General features: G+C 60.8%; 16 protein-coding genes. 12 read left to right on the forward strand and 4 right to left on the reverse strand.

What is annotated here, in order from left to right; translation table 11 throughout:
• Nucleotides 1-94: 94 nt before the first annotated feature.
• The 3 genes from araH to HB633_RS27085 form a co-directional block, all read right to left on the reverse strand.
• On the reverse strand, nucleotides 95-1,099 hold the full coding sequence (araH, locus tag HB633_RS27075) for an L-arabinose ABC transporter permease AraH (protein WP_213781247.1): 1,005 nt from the start codon (nucleotides 1,097-1,099) through the stop codon (nucleotides 95-97).
• A gap of 51 nt (nucleotides 1,100-1,150) precedes the next feature.
• Entirely contained in the window at nucleotides 1,151-2,659 is a 1,509-nt protein-coding gene (araG, locus tag HB633_RS27080; protein ID WP_213781248.1) for an L-arabinose ABC transporter ATP-binding protein AraG, read from the reverse strand.
• Between the two features lie 74 nt (nucleotides 2,660-2,733).
• On the reverse strand, nucleotides 2,734-3,738 hold the full coding sequence (locus HB633_RS27085; RefSeq protein ID WP_213781249.1) for an arabinose ABC transporter substrate-binding protein: 1,005 nt from the start codon (nucleotides 3,736-3,738) through the stop codon (nucleotides 2,734-2,736).
• Between the two features lie 418 nt (nucleotides 3,739-4,156).
• Between HB633_RS27085 and HB633_RS27090 the strand changes: the two genes are divergently transcribed.
• The 12 genes from HB633_RS27090 (at nucleotide 4,157) to HB633_RS27145 (ending at nucleotide 16,068) form a co-directional block, all read left to right on the forward strand.
• Nucleotides 4,157-5,128 (forward strand): LysR substrate-binding domain-containing protein, encoded by a 972-nt coding sequence (locus HB633_RS27090; protein WP_213781250.1) that lies wholly within the window; start codon nucleotides 4,157-4,159, stop codon nucleotides 5,126-5,128.
• Nucleotides 5,129-5,212: 84 nt separating this feature from the next.
• Nucleotides 5,213-5,542, forward strand: coding sequence for a hypothetical protein (locus tag HB633_RS27095; protein WP_213781251.1), 330 nt, complete (start codon nucleotides 5,213-5,215; stop codon nucleotides 5,540-5,542).
• A gap of 166 nt (nucleotides 5,543-5,708) precedes the next feature.
• Nucleotides 5,709-6,386: an RNA polymerase factor sigma-70 gene (locus HB633_RS27100; RefSeq protein WP_213781252.1), complete on the forward strand. Its 678-nt coding sequence runs from the start codon at nucleotides 5,709-5,711 to the stop codon at nucleotides 6,384-6,386.
• A gap of 100 nt (nucleotides 6,387-6,486) precedes the next feature.
• Nucleotides 6,487-6,729, forward strand: a complete 243-nt coding sequence (locus tag HB633_RS27105; RefSeq protein WP_213781253.1) for an MbtH family NRPS accessory protein — start codon at nucleotides 6,487-6,489, stop codon at nucleotides 6,727-6,729.
• 63 nt (nucleotides 6,730-6,792) lie between these two features.
• The gene (locus HB633_RS27110; protein ID WP_213781254.1) at nucleotides 6,793-7,800 is read left to right on the forward strand and encodes a TauD/TfdA family dioxygenase; all 1,008 of its coding nucleotides are present in this window, start codon (nucleotides 6,793-6,795) and stop codon (nucleotides 7,798-7,800) included.
• Nucleotides 7,797-8,630 carry an ABC transporter ATP-binding protein gene (locus tag HB633_RS27115; protein WP_213781255.1) on the forward strand — a complete coding sequence of 278 codons (834 nt, stop codon included), beginning with the start codon at nucleotides 7,797-7,799 and terminating at the stop codon, nucleotides 8,628-8,630. The genes HB633_RS27110 and HB633_RS27115 overlap by 4 nt, the downstream gene beginning before the upstream one ends.
• Nucleotides 8,627-10,708 (forward strand): Fe(3+)-hydroxamate ABC transporter permease FhuB, encoded by a 2,082-nt coding sequence (fhuB, locus tag HB633_RS27120; RefSeq protein WP_213781256.1) that lies wholly within the window; start codon nucleotides 8,627-8,629, stop codon nucleotides 10,706-10,708. The genes HB633_RS27115 and fhuB overlap by 4 nt, the downstream gene beginning before the upstream one ends.
• Nucleotides 10,705-11,508, forward strand: coding sequence for a siderophore-iron reductase FhuF (gene fhuF / locus HB633_RS27125; protein ID WP_213781257.1), 804 nt, complete (start codon nucleotides 10,705-10,707; stop codon nucleotides 11,506-11,508). Before fhuB ends, fhuF begins: the two co-directional genes overlap by 4 nt.
• An 11-nt stretch (nucleotides 11,509-11,519) precedes the next feature.
• Nucleotides 11,520-12,485, forward strand: a complete 966-nt coding sequence (locus HB633_RS27130) for an iron-siderophore ABC transporter substrate-binding protein (protein WP_346730380.1) — start codon at nucleotides 11,520-11,522, stop codon at nucleotides 12,483-12,485.
• Nucleotides 12,486-12,593: 108 nt separating this feature from the next.
• The gene (dapA, locus tag HB633_RS27135; RefSeq protein WP_346730373.1) at nucleotides 12,594-13,463 is read left to right on the forward strand and encodes a 4-hydroxy-tetrahydrodipicolinate synthase; all 870 of its coding nucleotides are present in this window, start codon (nucleotides 12,594-12,596) and stop codon (nucleotides 13,461-13,463) included.
• 399 nt (nucleotides 13,464-13,862) lie between these two features.
• Nucleotides 13,863-14,981 carry an FUSC family protein gene (locus HB633_RS27140; RefSeq protein WP_213781259.1) on the forward strand — a complete coding sequence of 373 codons (1,119 nt, stop codon included), beginning with the start codon at nucleotides 13,863-13,865 and terminating at the stop codon, nucleotides 14,979-14,981.
• A 172-nt stretch (nucleotides 14,982-15,153) separates the two neighbouring features.
• Nucleotides 15,154-16,068, forward strand: a complete 915-nt coding sequence (locus HB633_RS27145) for an ion channel (protein WP_213781260.1) — start codon at nucleotides 15,154-15,156, stop codon at nucleotides 16,066-16,068.
• Nucleotides 16,069-16,074: 6 nt separating this feature from the next.
• Here HB633_RS27145 and HB633_RS27150 read toward each other — a convergent pair whose 3' ends face one another.
• Nucleotides 16,075-17,286, reverse strand: a complete 1,212-nt coding sequence (locus HB633_RS27150; protein ID WP_213781261.1) for an MFS transporter — start codon at nucleotides 17,284-17,286, stop codon at nucleotides 16,075-16,077.
• Nucleotides 17,287-17,480: the final 194 nt, after the last annotated feature.

The raw sequence follows: 17,480 nt of genomic DNA on the forward strand, positions 1-17,480 counted from the left end.
AAGTGCTAAAGAAATCAGCCAGAACGAAACGCGCGACACCTTAAAAAGCAGCAACCCGGCCACCACGCCCCCCATCCAAGCGCCAGCGTCCACCTCAAGCGACCCGCTTACTCCTCCGATACTGATCGAACAACACGGCCAGCAACAGAATGCCGCCTCGAATCAGATACTGATAAAACGTCGGCACATTCATAAGGCTCATTGCGTCCTGCACGGACCCCATGATCAGCACCCCAACCAGCACGCCAGAAATCGTAGCCACGCCACCGGTCAACGAGACCCCACCCAGCACGCAAGCGGAAATAACCCCAAGCTCCAGACCGACCGACGTCTTGGGATCGCCAAGACTCATCCGCGATGCCAGCATCACCCCGGCAAACCCTGTCACAAGCCCTTGCAGGACAAACACCGTGATCTTGATGCGCATGACGGGCAAACCCGCCAGCAATGCCGCTTCGCTATTACCGCCCACCGCCAGCACATTCTTGCCAAACACGGTCTTCTTCAGCAAGAAACCAAAGACCAAAAATCCGATGATATTCGACCAGATCGGAAACGAAATTCCGAGGAACGAGCCGCCGCCAAGATCGAAGAAACGCTCTTCTGAAATCATCACCGCGTCGCCGTTCGAAGTGATGTAAGCCAAACCGCGAACCACTTCCATCATCGCGAGCGTGACGATCAGCGAGTTGATTTTCCAGCGCGCGATCAGTACGCCGTTCACGAGTCCAACCGCGCCGCCGGCGAGCACGCCGCCAGCTATTCCCAACGTGACGCTATGCGTGGCCGTGATCAACGTGGACGCCACCACGCCCGCAAACGCTACGATGGACGCCACCGACAAATCCACCTCGCCGAGCGCAAGCACGAACATCATGGTGACGGAGATCGAACCGATCAAAGTGACCGACAGCAACAGGCCTTGAATGTTGCGAGAGCTCACAAACCCCGGCACGGTGAAGGCCAAAGTCACGAACAGGATCACGAACACCATGACGATGCCCGACTTGTTGATGAGGTCCCAGGTCCGCGCGGCGCGAGCACGCGCGCCCGTGCTTTGAGCGGGATTCGACTGATTGGTGACAGGGGTTATTTGCATGATGTCTCTATCGTTCGCAGCGCGTTGGGCGCTGCGGTGTTATCTGTGAAATCAGCCGGGCAGGGCGAGCTTGATGAGTTGATCGGGTGTGGCCTGCGCCTTGGGCAAGTTGCCGACGATCTTTCCTTCGCGCATCACCATCACGCGATCCGCCACGCCGATCACTTCGGCCAGATCGCTCGATACCACGATGACGGTGCGTCCCGCTTCCGCGAGCCCATACAAGAGGCCGTAAATCTCGCTGCGTGCGCCCACATCGATACCGCGCGTAGGCTCGTCCATCAGGAACACATCGATTTCTTCGGCAAGCCAGCGCGACAGGATGACCTTCTGCTGATTGCCGCCGGAAAGCGTGCCGATAGGCGTATTGCCGTTGCGCGTCTTGATGGCGAGTTTCGCAATGTAGTCGGTCGTCGTCGCGGATTCCTTGCGGCTGTTGAGGATATTGAACGGACTGAAATGCCGGCGGCAACTCATGTTCATGTTGTCGGAAACCGAGGCGATCGAAACGATGCCCTCCTGCTTGCGATCTTCCGGACACAACGCCACGCCCGCGCGCACCGCGTCGCGCGGCGACCTGAATTTGCGCTTCGATCCCTTGAGCACGATCTGGCCCGACACGGGTTTCACCGCGCCGTAGATCAGCTTCATCAATTCCGACCGGCCAGCGCCCACAAGCCCGAAGAACCCGACTATCTCGCCCTTGCGCACGCTAAACGATGCCGGTTCCGCCAACCCCGGACCCATCAGCGCTTGCACATCGAGTTGTACGTCGCCGATGTCGCGCGAACGATATCCGTACACATCGTGAATGGAGCGCCCAACCATGCAGCTGATCAGGCGATCGCGTTCGAGTCCATCGACTTCTTCAAAGGTTTCGATACGCCGGCCATCGCGAAACACCGTCACACGATCGCAAAGTGCATAGACCTCGTCCATGCGGTGCGTCACGTAGATGATCGCGCGACCCTCGCTTTTAAGCGCGCGGATGATCTTGAAGAGTTGTTCCGTCTCGCGCGATGACAGCGAACTCGTGGGTTCATCGAAGGCGATCACGCGCGCGTTGCGCATCAGCGCCTTGCCGATCTCGATCATCTGGCGCTGCCCGATTGACAAGTGCTTGACGGGCATGTTCGGATCGATCTTTTCACCCAATCGATCCAGCTCGGATATCGCGCGTTTGACCAGCGCTTTTTCATCGAGCATGCCGAAGCGGTTCGGCATTGCGCCAAGCATCAGGTTCTCGGCCACGGTAAGCTCGGGCACGAGATGCAGCTCCTGATAAATGATCGCGATGCCCGCTTCGATTGCGGCCTTCGTGGTCGTGAATTGCTGCTCGACGCCGTCGAGCGAAAGGCTCCCTCCGCTTGTCGAATTCACGCCGGAAAGCACTTTGAGCAAGGTCGATTTTCCCGCGCCGTTCTCGCCCATCAGCCCGTGGACTTCGCCCGTGCGCACACCGAGCGACACCGAGTCGAGCGCAAGCACGCCGGGAAAACGCACGGTGATGTTATCGAGTAAAAGATAAGGCGCGGCCGTGGCGACTGCGGTATCCATCATTGAGCGTTCCTTGGTTGAAAACTGAAGCGGGCGTCATGACACGCATGACATGCACAACGCCCGTAGCCAATCGCTCAGATACCCAGTTCTTTCCGCACGTCCTGCCAGTTGCTGCGGACCATCAGCTTGCCGGTGGTTTGTGTATCGGCGGGCGGCTGCTTGCCGTTCTTGATCCAGTCGACGAGGTTCTGCGTGCTGTCCTTGCCATGGTTCGTCGAACTCACGGCGATGGTCCCGTAGAAGCCTGTTTGTTCCTTCTTCTGGAATTCGGCGAACGCTTCACCCGCGCCGTTGATACCCACGCCGATCACATCTGCCGATGGAATATGCAATTGTTCGGTTGCGCGCACGGCGCCGAGCACGGTCTCTTCGTTGATCGCGTAGACCACCCATTTCTTGATGTTCGGATGCTGCGACAAGACAGGCGATGCCGCGTTGAAACCGCCTTCGTCGTCGGTGGTTTTTTGCGGGGCATCGAAGATATTTTCTTTCTTGAAGCCGCTCGCCAGAAGCGTCTGCGTGGCGCCGTCCGTGCGTTGCTTCGCGGTCGGCAGTTCGTAATCCGTGATGCGCAGCGCGCCGACTTCCTCGGGTTTCCAGCCGCGCTTTTTCATTTCATCGGAGATGGCGGTGCCGACCTGGTTGCCGATCTTGAAGGCGGACATGCCGAGGTGTGGCACGTTCGGCAGGGGCTTGCCGGCTGAATCGACGAGCTGGTCATCGACCGTGACGAACTTCATGTTGTAGCGTTTGGCGCGGGCCTGGATGGCCGGTCCGAGACGCACGTCGGGTGCGCAGATCACGAAGCCCTGCGCGCCTTGCGCACCGAGGTTATCGATTGCCGACAAAACCTTTTCGCCATCGGGCGTGCCGATGTTCACCACCGAGAATTTTTCCTTCTGACCAAGGGCGGACGCTGCTTTTTGTTCGTTGATGAACCACGCCTGTTCGGGCATCTTCACGAGGAACCCGACCTTGAGCGGTTCGTCGGCATGAGCGGACATTTGCGGGGCGAACGTGATGCCGAGGGTGGCTGCGGCAATGGCGGACAAGGTCAGACGACGAAGCTTGTGGTTCATGGTGTTGTCTCCTGGTTGAATTAAGGCTGCACGCGTGGGTGACATGCAGCGAAGCGCAGGCTTGCAGCCCGTTCGCTTCTTCTTGCGGTCCTGCGGGTCAATCGATTCGCGCTGACAACGGGATTGGGTTGTCGCGTGTTTATTGATTGCGTGATGCAAATCGCGGTTTTTCGATAACCGCTTACGCCTTGAAAGCTCGTCGCGAGCGCAAAAGGCGGAGTCTCAGGTTCTAAAGTTTGACTGCATCTTAAGGAAGCAGCCGATTCCTTTCCAATCAGTTTTTTGACGATACCGATATCAAATCGGGTATGTCTGCGGCGCTCCTACGATTTGGGATGGAACCGTATGCAATCTGGCGTCTGCCGGTCAGGATCAGCTACGATTGGCCATCGTAATAATCTGGAAGCAGGCGCATTGCATGGCTCAAAACTACTCGAACATATCCGTGCGCACGCGCCTCAAGACGCGGCAACTACTCCTTCTTGCGGCAATGGAGGAAGAGGGCAACGTGCGCCGCGCCGCTGATGTGCTGGGCATGACGCAGCCGGCGGCATCGCGGTTATTGAAGGAACTGGAGGATGTGCTGGAAGTGCGGCTCTTCGACCGCACGCCCCATGGCATGCATCCCACGCTCTACGGCGAGGTCATGATCCGGCACGCGCGCATGGTGTTGTCGAATCTGAGCCAGGCGCACGATGAAATCGCCGCATTACGCGCGGGGCTCGTGGGTCAGGTGCAACTGGGCGCGATCGCCGCCGCAGCCGCAACGATGGTGCCGCTTGCCATTGCACGCGTGAAGGCGAGCTATCCGCAGTTGCAGATCTGGCTTCAGGTGGAGACATCGGATGTGATGCTGCCGCTGGTGGCCCAGGGCCATCTCGACATCATGGTCGGCCGGGTGCTCGAACGACAGGGCCAGTTCAAGGACGCGGTGCGTTACGAGCCTATTGCCGAGGAACCGCTTTGCGTGGTCGTGCGTCCCGGGCATCCGCTGGCAGATGCAAGTGGGCTGACCATGGCCGACATTGTGGGCGAGGGCTGGGTGCTGCATCCGCCGGGCAGTGTGCTGCGGCATCGGTTCGATATGGTGTTTTCGCAGATCGGTCTCGCTGCGCCGGACAACGTGGTGAACACGAATAACATTGTCGCGATCTCCGGCATCTTGCTGCAAAGCGACATGCTCGCCGTGATGCCGGAAGAGGTCGCGCGGCAATACGAGGAGTTCGGCACGCTGAAGCGGCTCGCCATTGACTTGCCGTGCCGCATGGATGCGTTCGGGATCATCACCCGGCAGACGCGGTTGTTGTCGCCGGCGGCGACTGTCGTGCTGCGTGCACTGCACGATGCCGCTTTGGAGGTTTACGGCGCGCGCGTGAATGCCATCGCTTGATGTACGGCCTTAAAAGCTCTTAGGTAAGCGCTTAGGCACGCCGACTGCTCTAGCAATCCCTAAACGGATTCTGGAGAGAAGACCATGTTCAGCTTTAGCGAAAGTATTTATCGTGGATATCGGATTACGGCTTGGGCGCAAAGCGCACTGAATCTTACCGATACCACCACGCCAACCAGCTTTGTTGCGCGTGCTGTGGTGGCCGGGACGGCAGCAGCGGTGATGGATTACCGCTTGCCTGTACCAGGTCTCGATGCGGCATCGTTTCCGCAACCGGCAACCGCGCGGCACCGCGCCGAAGCCGCTGCCCGAGCTTATATCGACGACCTGCGTCGGGACGAAGAAAGGGAATCGGCCGGACGCTACCGTCGGTCCCGGACTGGCCCGAATTCGGGCGTCGGCGCCGCCGCGTAGGCTTGGGGCGAGCTTCGCTCTGATCCGCTGCCCGGCTGGTTCAGAGCGTCATGTCCTACCCAGATTTAAGACTGAAAGCAAGAAAGACCTTAAATGTAAGGTGTATTTGAGAATGCTTCTCGTTTAGGTTATATTGAGGCCCAACCTAGAAATGAGGGGCATCTTTATGACGGAAGTGCTCGATCGGCCGACACAATCGCCCGCCATACCGCTAACACCTCCTTCGCTTTTCACCTCCGAGACCGGATGGCGGCCCGTACCGGACGCCCAACCAGTCGTTCAAACGACCACGCAACGCGATCGCACGTTGCTCGACGTCGCCATCTCCAACCGGCCGATGCTGGTGAACATGGCGCGCAGTTTTGTCGGCTGCGGCAGCCGGGCGGAAGACGTGGTCCACGATGTCTTCATCAAGCTCATCGACTTTCCGAATCAGGACGCCGTGCGCCAGCCGGCTGCGTACGTAGCGCGGATGGTGCGCAACGCATCGATAGATGCATGCCGTTCGCAGACGCTCGAAAACACCTATCACGCCGATGAAGACGATGGCCTCGACGTGCCATCCCCGCAATGCACGCCCGAAGTCATGGCCGAGACCCGCGATACGCTGCGTCAGGTCCTGGCCGCGCTCGAACAATTGCCCACCCGAAGCCGCGTGGCCTTCGAGATGGTTCGACTGCGCGAAGAGACGCTGAAAAGCACGGCGAGCGCGCTCAACGTTTCGCAAACGCTGGTTCATTTCATGGTGCGCGACGCCGAGAAGCATTGTGCCGATAGCCTCGATGCCTGCAATCGCGGCGACGCTCATCCGCGTTATTTCGACGGTTGCGCGCGTCGCCGGTAAAAATTCGGATTCGCGAAGCGTCTATTCAATACAGATGGCGCCGTGAGCTTAAGGTTTGCGGCCGCCGACCTTTCCAGTTTTTCTGACCAGGCCGCCGATCATGACGCAAGCCCAACACACCCCGACCGCTTTCGCACGCGAAGCGACCGAACTCGAATACACGGTTGTCATCAACGACGAAGAGCAGTATTCACTCTGGCCGACCTTTCGCGCGGTCCCTGCAGGCTGGCGTGCCGTCGGTGTGACGGGTTCCAAGGATACGTGTCTCGCTCACATCGAAACCGTCTGGACCGACATGCGTCCCGCCAGCCTGCGCCGTCATATGGATGGCGCCGCGTCCTGAACATGCATGCCCGGCGCGTTGTGTGTAGCCCGGGCCATGCTATTTGCGGCAGGAGAAATTCGCATGAACTCGCTCCCAGAGGCACTTCCGACGCTGGACGATCTGAGCATCGAACCAGGATTGCCGACCGTGGTGTCGCCTAAATCCGGCGTCAGCATTTCGCTTGAAGAAGCCGTCGTGCCGCTGCGCACGATCATCGACAGTACGCTCGAACGGTGCGGCGCGTTGCGCTTTACGGGCTTCGAGGTTGCATCCATAGAGGTATTCCAGCGCTTCGCCGCGTCGTGCGGAGATCCGCTTATCGGCTATGAGTTTGCATCCACGCCGCGCAGCCAGGTAGAAGGCGCCGTGTACACATCGACGGAATATCCGCCGCATCGCTCCATACCGCTGCACAACGAGCAGTCGTACACGCGCGAATGGCCGCTGCGCATCTGGTTCCATTGCGCGCTCGCGGCACGATCGGGCGGCGCGACGCCGATAGCGGATAGCCGCGCGATTTACCGTGCGCTCGATCCCGCGCTGGTCGAACGGTTTGCCAAACGTGAGCTGCTTTACGTGCGCAACTTTGGGCAAGGGCTCGATCTTCCCTGGCAAAACGCATTCGGCTCCGATAACCCCGCGGTAGTGGAACAGATTTGCGCGGCGCGCGGAATCGACTACGAATGGCGCGATGGTGACGACGACGAACTGCTCTTGCGTACCCGTGAACGCTGTCAGGCAGTCGCGCGCCATCCGCGCACCGGCGACATGGTGTGGTTCAACCAGGCGAACCTCTTTCATCTCTCGGCGCTCGATGAAGACATGCAGGAAGCACTCGTCGACGCCGTCGGCCTGGAGAACGTGCCGCGCAACGTCTATTACGGCGACGGTGAACCCATCGAAGCCGAAGCGCTTGCGGAAATCCGCGGCGTGCTGGACGAGCAGCGCATCGTGTTTCCATGGATGACAGGCGACGTGCTGATGCTCGACAACATGCTGACCGCGCACGCACGCGATCCGTTCGAAGGGCCGCGCAAAGTCGTGGTCGCGATGGCGCAGAGTTACAGCGAGCGGACGGACGCACGATGACATTACCCGCAGGACCCGCTTTGGCCGCGCGCTCGCTGACGGTCGGATACGGGGAACATGTAGTGCTTGATCGGCTTGACGTCAGTATTGAAGCGGGGCGGGTCACCGCACTTTGCGGCCCGAACGGTTGCGGAAAAAGCACGTTGCTCCGAACGCTTGCGGGATTGCAGCCCGCGCTCGACGGACATGTCGAAGTGAACGGTGTACCAATTGGTACATTGCGGCGGCGCGAGCTTGCCCGGACACTGACCATGCTCGCGCAGTTCAACCAGATTCCGGCCGGGCTGACCGTGCGCGAACTGGTCGCATACGGGCGATACGCATATGGCGGTTGGCTGCGTGGACTGACGCGTGCGGATCACGCGGCTATCGATGAAGCGCTCGAAGCAAGCGGTCTCGCCGCCGATTCATCACGCGATGTCGCCGCGCTTTCGGGAGGCGAACGCCAGCGTGTCTGGATTGCGATGGCGCTCGCGCAACAGGCGCCTATAGTCTTGCTCGACGAGCCCACCACCTATCTCGACATCCATCATCAACTTGATATCCTGCGCGAATTGCGGCGCTTGAACCGCGAGCGCGGACTGACCATCGTATGGGTGCTTCACGACCTCAATCAGGCCGCCGCGTTCAGCGATGAAATCGTGTTGATGCGCGCGGGCCGGATCGTCGCCCAGGGCGCGCCAGATGCCATGCTCGATCCGCAACATCTCAACGATACGTTCGGCGTACGGATGCTGAAGATCGCGCATCCGCAAACAGGCGCACCGATGTGTGTGCCGGCTTATGAGGCGGAATTCTCAGGCAACGTGGCTAGGGATCTGGTGGCATGACGACGCTTGCCTCATCTTCCGAGCGCTGGCGAGCGCCCGTCAAAAGCCGCGTCGGTTTGCTGATCACCTTGCTCGTGTTTTTGATCGTCGCGGTCGCGCTCTTGCGTCTTGCGCCCGATGTAAATGCGTGGCTCGCTGCCGCGCCCGGCAGCGACGCCGCGCAACTCGCCGGTGTGTTCCTTTTCGATCTGAACGCGCCGCGCATTGCGGCGGCGCTCGTCGCGGGCGGCTGTCTGGCAGTTGCAGGCTCGCTCTTCCAGGCGCTGACGCGCAATCCGCTGGCATCGCCTGATCTTCTCGGCATCACGGGCGGCGCGCAACTCGGCTTGCTCGCCGCGATGATCCTGCCGTCCATATTCGGCGCGGCGTCCGTGCCCTTGCTGTTTGTCTGCGGTCTCGCGGCGGCCGCGTGCGTTGCGGCGGCAGCGGGCGGATGGCGCGCGACGCCGCTCAGGCTCGTGCTGGCAGGCAGCGTTTGCATGCTGCTGTTCTCGGCGGTATCGACACTTTTGCTGGCGTTTTTCGAGCAAACCGTGGTGGGTGCGTCGCTTTGGGCGAGCGGCAGCTTGTATCAGCCGGGCGCGGCAGGGTTGAAGTCCGCGCTTGCGTGGCTCGTCGTGCCGCTCGTCGCGCTGCCGTTTGTCATGCGTCCGCTTAACCCGCTGTCTCTGGGCGACGATGCAGCCGCTGCCGTCGGCGTTCGTATCGATGCCACGCGGCTCGCGGCGCTCGTCGTCGCGGTTGGTTTTGCGAGTGTCGCCGTGTCCATTGCGGGTCCGCTGTCTTACGTCGGATTGATCGCGCCGAATGTGCTGCGGCAGATTCGCGGAGCGAAGGCGTCGAAGCTCGGCGCGCTCGTGCCGCTGTCCGCGCTCGTGGGCGGCGCACTCGTGCTCGTCACCGATACCGCCGTGCTCTCCCTCGATCTCGATTCAACGCTTTCGACTGGTGTCGCCATCGCGTTTGTCGGCACGCCGCTGATGCTCGCGATGATCCGCAGCGGCACCGCGTGGGCTGGTGTCCTGCATGCAGGCCAGGAGCGTTCTGTGGAAGCTCGCAGTACGCGTTTTGTCCGCGCGATGAGCGTTTTGCCGTGGCCCGCCGTCGCAGCGATCTTGCTCGCAACTGGCGTGGTGATATTGACGATTGGTGCATCTTTTGGCCCGACGTGGCTCGGTCCCGAGCGCTGGCTGGGTGTGCTCGAACATCGTGACGATATTGCACGCATGCTGCTCGATCTGCGCCTGCCGCGACTCCTTTGCGCATTGCTCGCGGGCGCGCTCCTGGCATCGAGCGGCGTGTTGATGCAAAGCATCGTGAGGAATACGCTGGCCGGTCCCGAAGTGCTCGGCGTGACGCAGGGAGCCGGGCTGACGACGCTGGTCGCGCTGATGATCTGGCCGCTCGCCGGCCATGCAATTCTTTCGGGCGCCGCGTTGATCGGCGGCGGCGTGACACTCCTGCTTACCTTGTTGCTCAACCGGCGGCATCATTACGCGCCGCTCGCGGTGGCGTTGACCGGGATTGTCATCGGTACGTTGTGGACCACGTTGTCGCAGTGGCTGATCACGCAGCAAAGCGTGCAGCCCGCGCGCTTCGTGGTATGGCTGGTCGGCGGGACATACGGGCGCAGTTGGGGCGAAGTCGCGACGCTGCTGCCATGGTGCGTGCTCGCGGTGCCGGTACTCGCGCTGCTTGCGCGGCCGCTCGATTTGCTTGCACTCGGCGATGATCAGGCGGTCGCGCTCGGCGTGCCGATCAGCGTGCTGAGGCCGCTCGTGCTCACCGTCGCCACGCTGGCTGCGTGCGCAGCGGTCGCGGCGGTGGGGCCCGTGGGGTTTATCGGATTGATGGCGCCGCATCTGGCGAACATGCTGGGCGCACGGGCACATCGGACGCGGCTTTGGCTCGCGGCTGCGATCGGCGCCATGGTGCTCGCCGCGGCGGATATCGCCGCACGCACGTTGCTCGCGCCGCGGGAGATTCCGGCCGGCGTGCTAACGGCGTTGATTGGAGCGCCTTATTTGCTTGCGCTTCTCGTGATGCAGGCAAGGCGCGAAAAGCGGAGCGGCCGATGAGCCAGGACTTGGCATCAAGCGCTTCGCAATGTCTTGCTGCGTTCGCTCCGGCATCGATCGCGCCGTATCTGCAGAACGTGTGGCTCGGTGCGCCCGATCATGCTTTGGAAACGAACGACGTCAGCATCCTGCTGTCGTCTTTAGGGGCGCATCGGAACACGTTGCTCGATGCCATGGTCCGTCACTATGGCGGCGATGCCGAGCTTCAAGCGCGTGCGCTGTTATCGCAATGGAGCAAGTATTATTTCGGGCTCGCAGCGCCAGCCGGAATTCTCGCGGCGCGTTTGCTCCGACGTCCGCTCGACATGTCGCCGGCGCGAACGCGGCTGGTCCTGCGCGAAGGCATGCCAGTCGCTTTGCATTTCACCGCCGATGCACTCAAGCCTCGCACTGACAACACCGCGCTCAACTACGCCGGCCTGCTCGAACATCTCGACGCGGTAATCGCAATGCTTGCTGCAATGACGCGCATCGCACCGCGCGTCTTGTGGAGCAACGTTGGCAATCTGCTCGACTATCTGATGGAGCAATGCGCATTGCTGCCGGGCGAAGCAGACGATCATGGCGATGCTGCATGGCTCTTCGGATCGACGTCAAGCGCGAATGGAGAACCTAATCCGCTGCGCACGCCCATTCGCCAGATGAAGCCGCGCTCGGTGCTGCTGCCCAACCCGTTTCGCGCACGCCGCGTGTGCTGTGTGCGTTACGAAATTCCCGGAGAGACGCAACTCTGTTCGAGCTGTCCCTTGTTGCTGACGATGCCCGACGAAGCGCTCGCGCTGCAGGAGGCTATCGCGTGAAGAGACTGTTTCTGGGGCTCGTTTGCGTGGTCATGACGTCGTTGGCATTGGCGGCGGAGCCGGGCGCGCCTGTGTGCGGACCGCTTGCGGACAACCAGACGGTTTCGCAATTCAGCAAGACAATGCCGGAAAAGCCGAAGCGCGTTGTCGTCCTCGAATTCATGTTCGCGGAAGATCTGGCTGCGCTCGACATAACGCCCGTCGGTCTCGTCGATAACGCCTATTACGCCGGCTGGATCGGTTACGAAAGCAAGCGTTTCGATGGCGTGCCGGAAGTCGGCACGCGGCAGGAGCCGAGCCTCGAAGCGATTGCATCGGTGCGTCCAGATCTGATCATTGGTGTGGGGTATCGGCATGCGCCGATTTTCGCGGCGCTGGACCGGATCGCGCCCACGGTGTTGTTCCAGTTCAGCCCGGACATGCAGCAACGTGGTGGCGAGCCGCAGACGCAACTCGACTGGACCCGCACGATTTTTCGCACGATAGGCTGCCTGACCGGGCGCGAGGCAAAGACGCAAGCCGTAGAAGCAAAACTCGATGCCGGCCTTGCTCGTAATGCGCAACGTCTGGCGCGTGCAGGCCGCAGCGGCGAGCACGTTGCGCTACTGCAGGAACTCGGCTTGCCGGATCGTTATTGGGCATATACGGGCAACAGCACGGCCGCGGGCGTGGCGCGGGCGCTGGGTTTATCGCTATGGCCATCCGAGCCTACGCGCGAGGGCACCATCTATGTAACGTCGGCCGATCTGCTCAAGAAGCCCGATCTCGCTGTATTGTTCGTGACCGCGTCGACCGCGGACGTCCCCATCGATACCCAACTGACATCTCCCGTCTGGCGCTTCGTTCCTGCAAAGCGGGTAGGGCGTGTGTCGCTGGTCGAGCCGAACATCTGGGGCTTCGGCGGCCCCATGTCGGCCCTGCGTTTATCCGACGAGATGACCAGCAAACTGTTGGCATTGCCGCTGCCACCGCGCTGATCGCGCACCCGCGTTCTATACGCGATCCTGCCGTTTTTTGACACGCCGTTTACACGCGATCCGATACGCTTCGTTTGATCCAATCAAAAGAATGCGGAGCTGAACGTGGTGTCCGGAATATGGTTGCCTATCGTCACGCCCTTTAAGGACGGACAAGTCGATACTGATGCGCTCCAGCGTCTCGCGGAGCGTTACCTGAGCCAGGAGATCAGCGGGTTTGTTGCGCTTGGAACGACCGGCGAAGCGGCGCTGCTCGATCACTACGAACGGCTCAAGGTGCTGCGTTCACTGTTCGAGGTGGTCGGCACGCGCCTGACGGTAGTGGTCGGTATCGGCGGCATGAATACACGTGACATGGTGCAGGAAATCCGCGAGCTGGACCGCTGGGATATCGGTGGATATCTGGTGTCCGCGCCGGCTTATATCTGTCCCGATCAAAACGGCATTCGCTGGCACTTCGATGAAGTCTCGCGCGCCACGGAACGCCCTGTCATCCTGTACGACGTGCCGCATCGAACGGGTGTGGCCATTGAAACCAATACGGTCGAACGCCTCGTGGAGCGCGCCAATATTGTGGCGATCAAGGCTTGCGTGCCGGCGACTTTCGAGCGGCTTTGCCAGCTTCCGATCAGCGTTCTCTGCGGCAACGACGACGCGTATCTCGACTGCCTGAAGGCGGGTGGATCCGGTGGCATTTTGACGAGCGCCCATCTTTTCGCCGATGTCCTGGCCGAGATCCACGAACGGGTTTTAACGGCGAGATTGGACGATGCCGCCGTGTTCTTCGACGCGCTCAAGCCCGTCATCAAGCTCCTGTTCGGCGCACCGAATCCATCCGGCGTGAAGGCGGCGCTCGCCCTCGAAGGCTTGATCCAAAGTGAAACCCGCTTGCCGGTCATTGAAGCGTCGGCCGCGCTCAAACAGCAACTGCGCATCGCGCTCGACGCGTGTTCCCGCCAGCTTGCGATCATGGCCTGAACGCACGACCTGCCTCTTTTCCATCAAACAGAATCCGTTTTTAGAGCGCTGTCAGCGCCGTAATACCAGAGCGATGTTGATATGAAGAAGTCCCTTAACACGTCTTTTCTGGCGGTTGCCCTATCCGCTGGTTATGTGGTTTCAGCGCATGCACAAAGCACCGTAACGCTGTATGGCGTTATCAATGCATCTTGGGCATGAAGCACGCGTTCTAGGGTTTCGTGGCGCGGGTCACTACGGGCTTACTTCTTTGGTAGTGTCCGCCGCCGTCCGTGGCGAAAATTTTTTCAGCGACCTGGGATAAAACCGTCTACAACGCTTTATTAGGCGGCTCTATATGCGGAATGGATCTGTGAGTTTCCGCTAGTTCGTTTCAGAAGAAATTTCACGGACAACCCCATGCATGACAACCCGCAACGATCGCCGGGTCAAGGCGCCAAATGTCTTTGGGGCGCCCTGCGGCCAATCTCAACGATTGGCCGTTTCCTTGCGCGCGTCGACCCGGGCACACATCGCCGGGTGAAGGGATTGCGACTGGTGACCGCGTATGGCATCGCGGTCGCGCTCGGGACGTTGCAGGATATTGCGCATGTTGTTTCCAGCAGCATCCCTCTGGGTTATCTCGCTGGAAGCTTCGCACTCTGGGCGAGCGTATCCGAAGGAAAAACGACGCGGCCGGAGTCGAGCCGCGACCTCGTGTTGTTATGCCTTTCCGCCGCGTTGGGCGCTGCTGTGTTTGCGGTTTTCGCCGAGCCACTGCGAGTCGCCGGCAGGGCGGCACCGGAGTTGATCCTCGTCACTGGCGCGTTTCTGGTCGGATATCTCAAACAGTTCGGCATTTTAGGCGCCGGCGTCGGATCGCAAATCTATATTGGCCAGTTGCTCGCATATGGCGCCCGTTTGACGGCGAATGATTTGCGCGCTATCGGGATCGCGGCACTCATCGCGGCGCTGGCGTCCGTCGTGCCGCGAATGCTGAGCGGGCCTGCCGAGCGCCCGGTCTTGACGGCGGCTCTGGCAGGCAGCCCGGAATCCTCGCGCAGGAAGTGGTCGCCCGAGTTTTTCATGGGTCTGCAGGCGTCCCTTGGCGCACTGGTCATCGTTGTGTTGAACGGCCTGATTGGCATGGCCGAGTCCGCATGGGCAATTACCGCGTGCACTTATGTCGTCGCAGCCTCGGCGACCGGCACCATAGAGCGTGTGCGCCGGCGAATTGCCGGTACGCTGATCGGCGTTCCATTAGGCCTTGCCTGTCTGCCGGTTGCAGAGCATGCGCCTTTGTTGATCTGGGCTGCGGCCGCGTTCGCGATGGTCATTTACGCAATGGCATTGCCCGAGCGCTACGACATCGCCTGCGCGGCGTTTGCTTTCACGTTGATCGTCACGCTTGCAGCAAGTGGCGTGCACTCGATTCCCTTGCTTGCCGCCCGCGGCTGGGAAACGCTCCTTGGCGGATTGCTGGGTCTGGCCGCCGCCATGTTCGTTTTTCCGATCCGGTCCTTGGACCCCGGCAAATAAACGGCAACCGGGTTCGAATGAACTTCAGTCTTTCCCACGCCACGATTCGTTCAACGCGCGATATCAATCATCAGACGGATTGATGTGTCCTGAGTACAACTTCGCGATTAATATGGCGCCTTTCGGCGGCCAGCCACAAAATGTTCGGCCGTCCCTACGAGAACGACCCAACATGCCACACGAAACACCACAGTCAGCGCGCCGCGAGCCGGCAGAACCTCATGCGGCGCCGCCGCATCGGCGCATCATTCTCGATGACCGGCATCACGTGACTACGCACGGTCTCAAGACTTACTTCTGGCATGACATCTATCACATCGCGCTGACTGCCCGGTGGCCGGTCTTTTTCGCCGTTGTCGCGCTATTGTTCCTTCTGCTCAACCTGGGGTTCGCGCTTTTGTTCCAGATGGGCGAACACGCGATTGCAAACCAGGCGCCCGCCGGTTTGCTCGGCGCGTTCTTCTTCAGTGTCGAAACGCTTGCGACGGTCGGCTACGGCGACATGCATCCCGCGACCCTCTACGGTCACGCGATTGCAACAAGCGAGATCTTTGTCGGCATGTCGGGCATTGCGCTCACGACCGGCATGATCTTCGCGCGGTTCTCGCGGCCTCGCGCGCGCATTCTATTTGCGAACAATGCTGTGGTTCGTCCTATCGATGGCCGTCTGACGCTGATGGTGCGCGCCGCGAACGCGCGGCAGAACGTTATTGTCGAAGCGAAGGCCCGGATGCGCGTGATACGTTCAGAGACCACGCCCGAAGGGTTTTTCTCGCGCAAGGTGCATGACTTGCCGCTCATACGCGATCAGCATCCGGCGTTTCTGCTGAGCTGGAGCCTGATGCATGTGATCGATGAAAACAGTCCGCTCCACGGGCAGACGCTCGAGTCGCTCGAAGCCTCCAACGCCGAATTGATGCTGATGGTGGAAGGCCTCGACGAAACCACCATGCAGCCCATGCAGGCGCGCCGCAGCTGGCCGCCCGAGGCGATCCTCATGGGGTATCGATACGTCGATCTGCTCTCGGTGGAGAACGGCGAAACGCATATCGACTACTCGAAGTTCAACGAGGTCGTGCCGCTTTGAAGCGGTTCAAGCGAGCCGCGTAGCCGGGCGCCCGACAAACCAATAATGCAATAACGCGAGAACCGGAAACACGCTGGCGACGCTTGCAATCATGGTCCAGCCACCATGCTCGAACAACGTGCTCGCGACCGCCGACCCGCACGCGCCGCCAATGAAAATGCTCGTCATGTAAAGCGCGTTCAGACGATTACGGCTCGCGGCATGAAGCGCATAGATCTCGCGCTGGCCGATGACCATGTTCATCTGCACGGCGAAGTCGAGCACCACCCCGGTGACTACAAGGCCGGCCACGCCCCAGGCGGGATGAATCAGCATTGGCATGAACGACAACGCGCCGAGGATCAACGCGATCAGTGTCCCAAGCCTGGAATGACCGGCATCGGCGAGCCGTCCTGCAAGTGGTGCCGACGTTGCGCCCATTGCACCGACCAGCGCAAAGAGCGCCACGCCGTTCTGCGTCAACCCATGATGGCAAATCAGTTCCACAGGCACGGCAGTCCAGAACAAGCTGAACGTGGCGAACATCAGTCCCTGATACAGCGCCCGATGACGAAGGACCGGCATGGTCGCAACGAGCGTCCCGAGCGAGCGGATCAGTTGTACATAGGTGGCTTTGTGATCGGGCTGACGCGATGGAATGGTGAACGCGAGCACCGCTGTCACGATCGCCATCAGGACGGCGGCCGAACCGAATACCACGCGCCATCCGAAATACCCCGCGACAAAACTCGATATGGGCCGCGACAACAGGATGCCGAGCAGCAAGCCGCCCATGATCGTGCCTACGACACGTCCGCGGGTTTCATCCGGCGCGAGGTGCGCCGCGAGCGGGATCAGGATCTGCACCGCGACCGAGCTGAACCCGACCAGAAGCGAGATGGCGAGGAATGCGTGCGGCTGATGCACGAGCGCGGCGGCCGCGAGGCTGGCGATGGAAACGAGCGCCGTCGCGATCATCAGCTTGCGGTTTTCCAGAAGGTCGCCGAGCGGCACGAGAAAGAACAACCCGAGCGCGTAGCCAATCTGCGTGAGCGAGACAATCAGGCTTGCCGCGCCGCTCGACAAGTGAATATCCGGCCCGATCATTTCGATGATCGGCTGCGCGTAATACAGATTGGCGACTATGGCGCCGCAGCAGAAAGCGAACAGCGCGATCAGGCCGCTGGTCATCTTGACCTGGGCTGGACCCGTGGCGGCCGACGGGGAATTCGGGGACATGCATGCTCCACAGGTTGAATGATGGAATGCCGTTTTTGATGCGGACTGCGGGTCGAATGCGAGATTCTTGCGAATGCCGGGAACGCTGACTAAGCCTGCGCGGCGGCGCACGCCAGCTGAAATGCCCGCCGGAAAACATATGGCGAGCACATCCGGATGCGGCACGATACCACCAGCAGCACGAGCTTGCTTGC

It is taken from the genome of Caballeronia sp. dw_276 (assembly GCF_018449635.1).
Lineage (GTDB): Bacteria > Pseudomonadota > Gammaproteobacteria > Burkholderiales > Burkholderiaceae > Caballeronia.

What these genes read in the sequence shown, in the direction of transcription:
- HB633_RS27140 (WP_213781259.1), top strand. Translation starts at nt 13,863, where the DNA reads ATGCATGACAACCCGCAACGATCGCCGGGTCAAGGCGCCAAATGTCTT.
- araG (WP_213781248.1), bottom strand. Translation starts at nt 2,659, where the DNA reads ATGATGGATACCGCAGTCGCCACGGCCGCGCCTTATCTTTTACTCGAT.
- araH (WP_213781247.1), bottom strand. Translation starts at nt 1,099, where the DNA reads ATGCAAATAACCCCTGTCACCAATCAGTCGAATCCCGCTCAAAGCACG.
- fhuB (WP_213781256.1), top strand. Translation starts at nt 8,627, where the DNA reads ATGACGACGCTTGCCTCATCTTCCGAGCGCTGGCGAGCGCCCGTCAAA.
- HB633_RS27095 (WP_213781251.1), top strand. Translation starts at nt 5,213, where the DNA reads ATGTTCAGCTTTAGCGAAAGTATTTATCGTGGATATCGGATTACGGCT.
- HB633_RS27090 (WP_213781250.1), top strand. Translation starts at nt 4,157, where the DNA reads ATGGCTCAAAACTACTCGAACATATCCGTGCGCACGCGCCTCAAGACG.
- HB633_RS27145 (WP_213781260.1), top strand. Translation starts at nt 15,154, where the DNA reads ATGCCACACGAAACACCACAGTCAGCGCGCCGCGAGCCGGCAGAACCT.
- HB633_RS27085 (WP_213781249.1), bottom strand. Translation starts at nt 3,738, where the DNA reads ATGAACCACAAGCTTCGTCGTCTGACCTTGTCCGCCATTGCCGCAGCC.
- HB633_RS27115 (WP_213781255.1), top strand. Translation starts at nt 7,797, where the DNA reads ATGACATTACCCGCAGGACCCGCTTTGGCCGCGCGCTCGCTGACGGTC.
- fhuF (WP_213781257.1), top strand. Translation starts at nt 10,705, where the DNA reads ATGAGCCAGGACTTGGCATCAAGCGCTTCGCAATGTCTTGCTGCGTTC.
- HB633_RS27150 (WP_213781261.1), bottom strand. Translation starts at nt 17,286, where the DNA reads ATGTCCCCGAATTCCCCGTCGGCCGCCACGGGTCCAGCCCAGGTCAAG.
- HB633_RS27110 (WP_213781254.1), top strand. Translation starts at nt 6,793, where the DNA reads ATGAACTCGCTCCCAGAGGCACTTCCGACGCTGGACGATCTGAGCATC.
- HB633_RS27105 (WP_213781253.1), top strand. Translation starts at nt 6,487, where the DNA reads ATGACGCAAGCCCAACACACCCCGACCGCTTTCGCACGCGAAGCGACC.
- HB633_RS27100 (WP_213781252.1), top strand. Translation starts at nt 5,709, where the DNA reads ATGACGGAAGTGCTCGATCGGCCGACACAATCGCCCGCCATACCGCTA.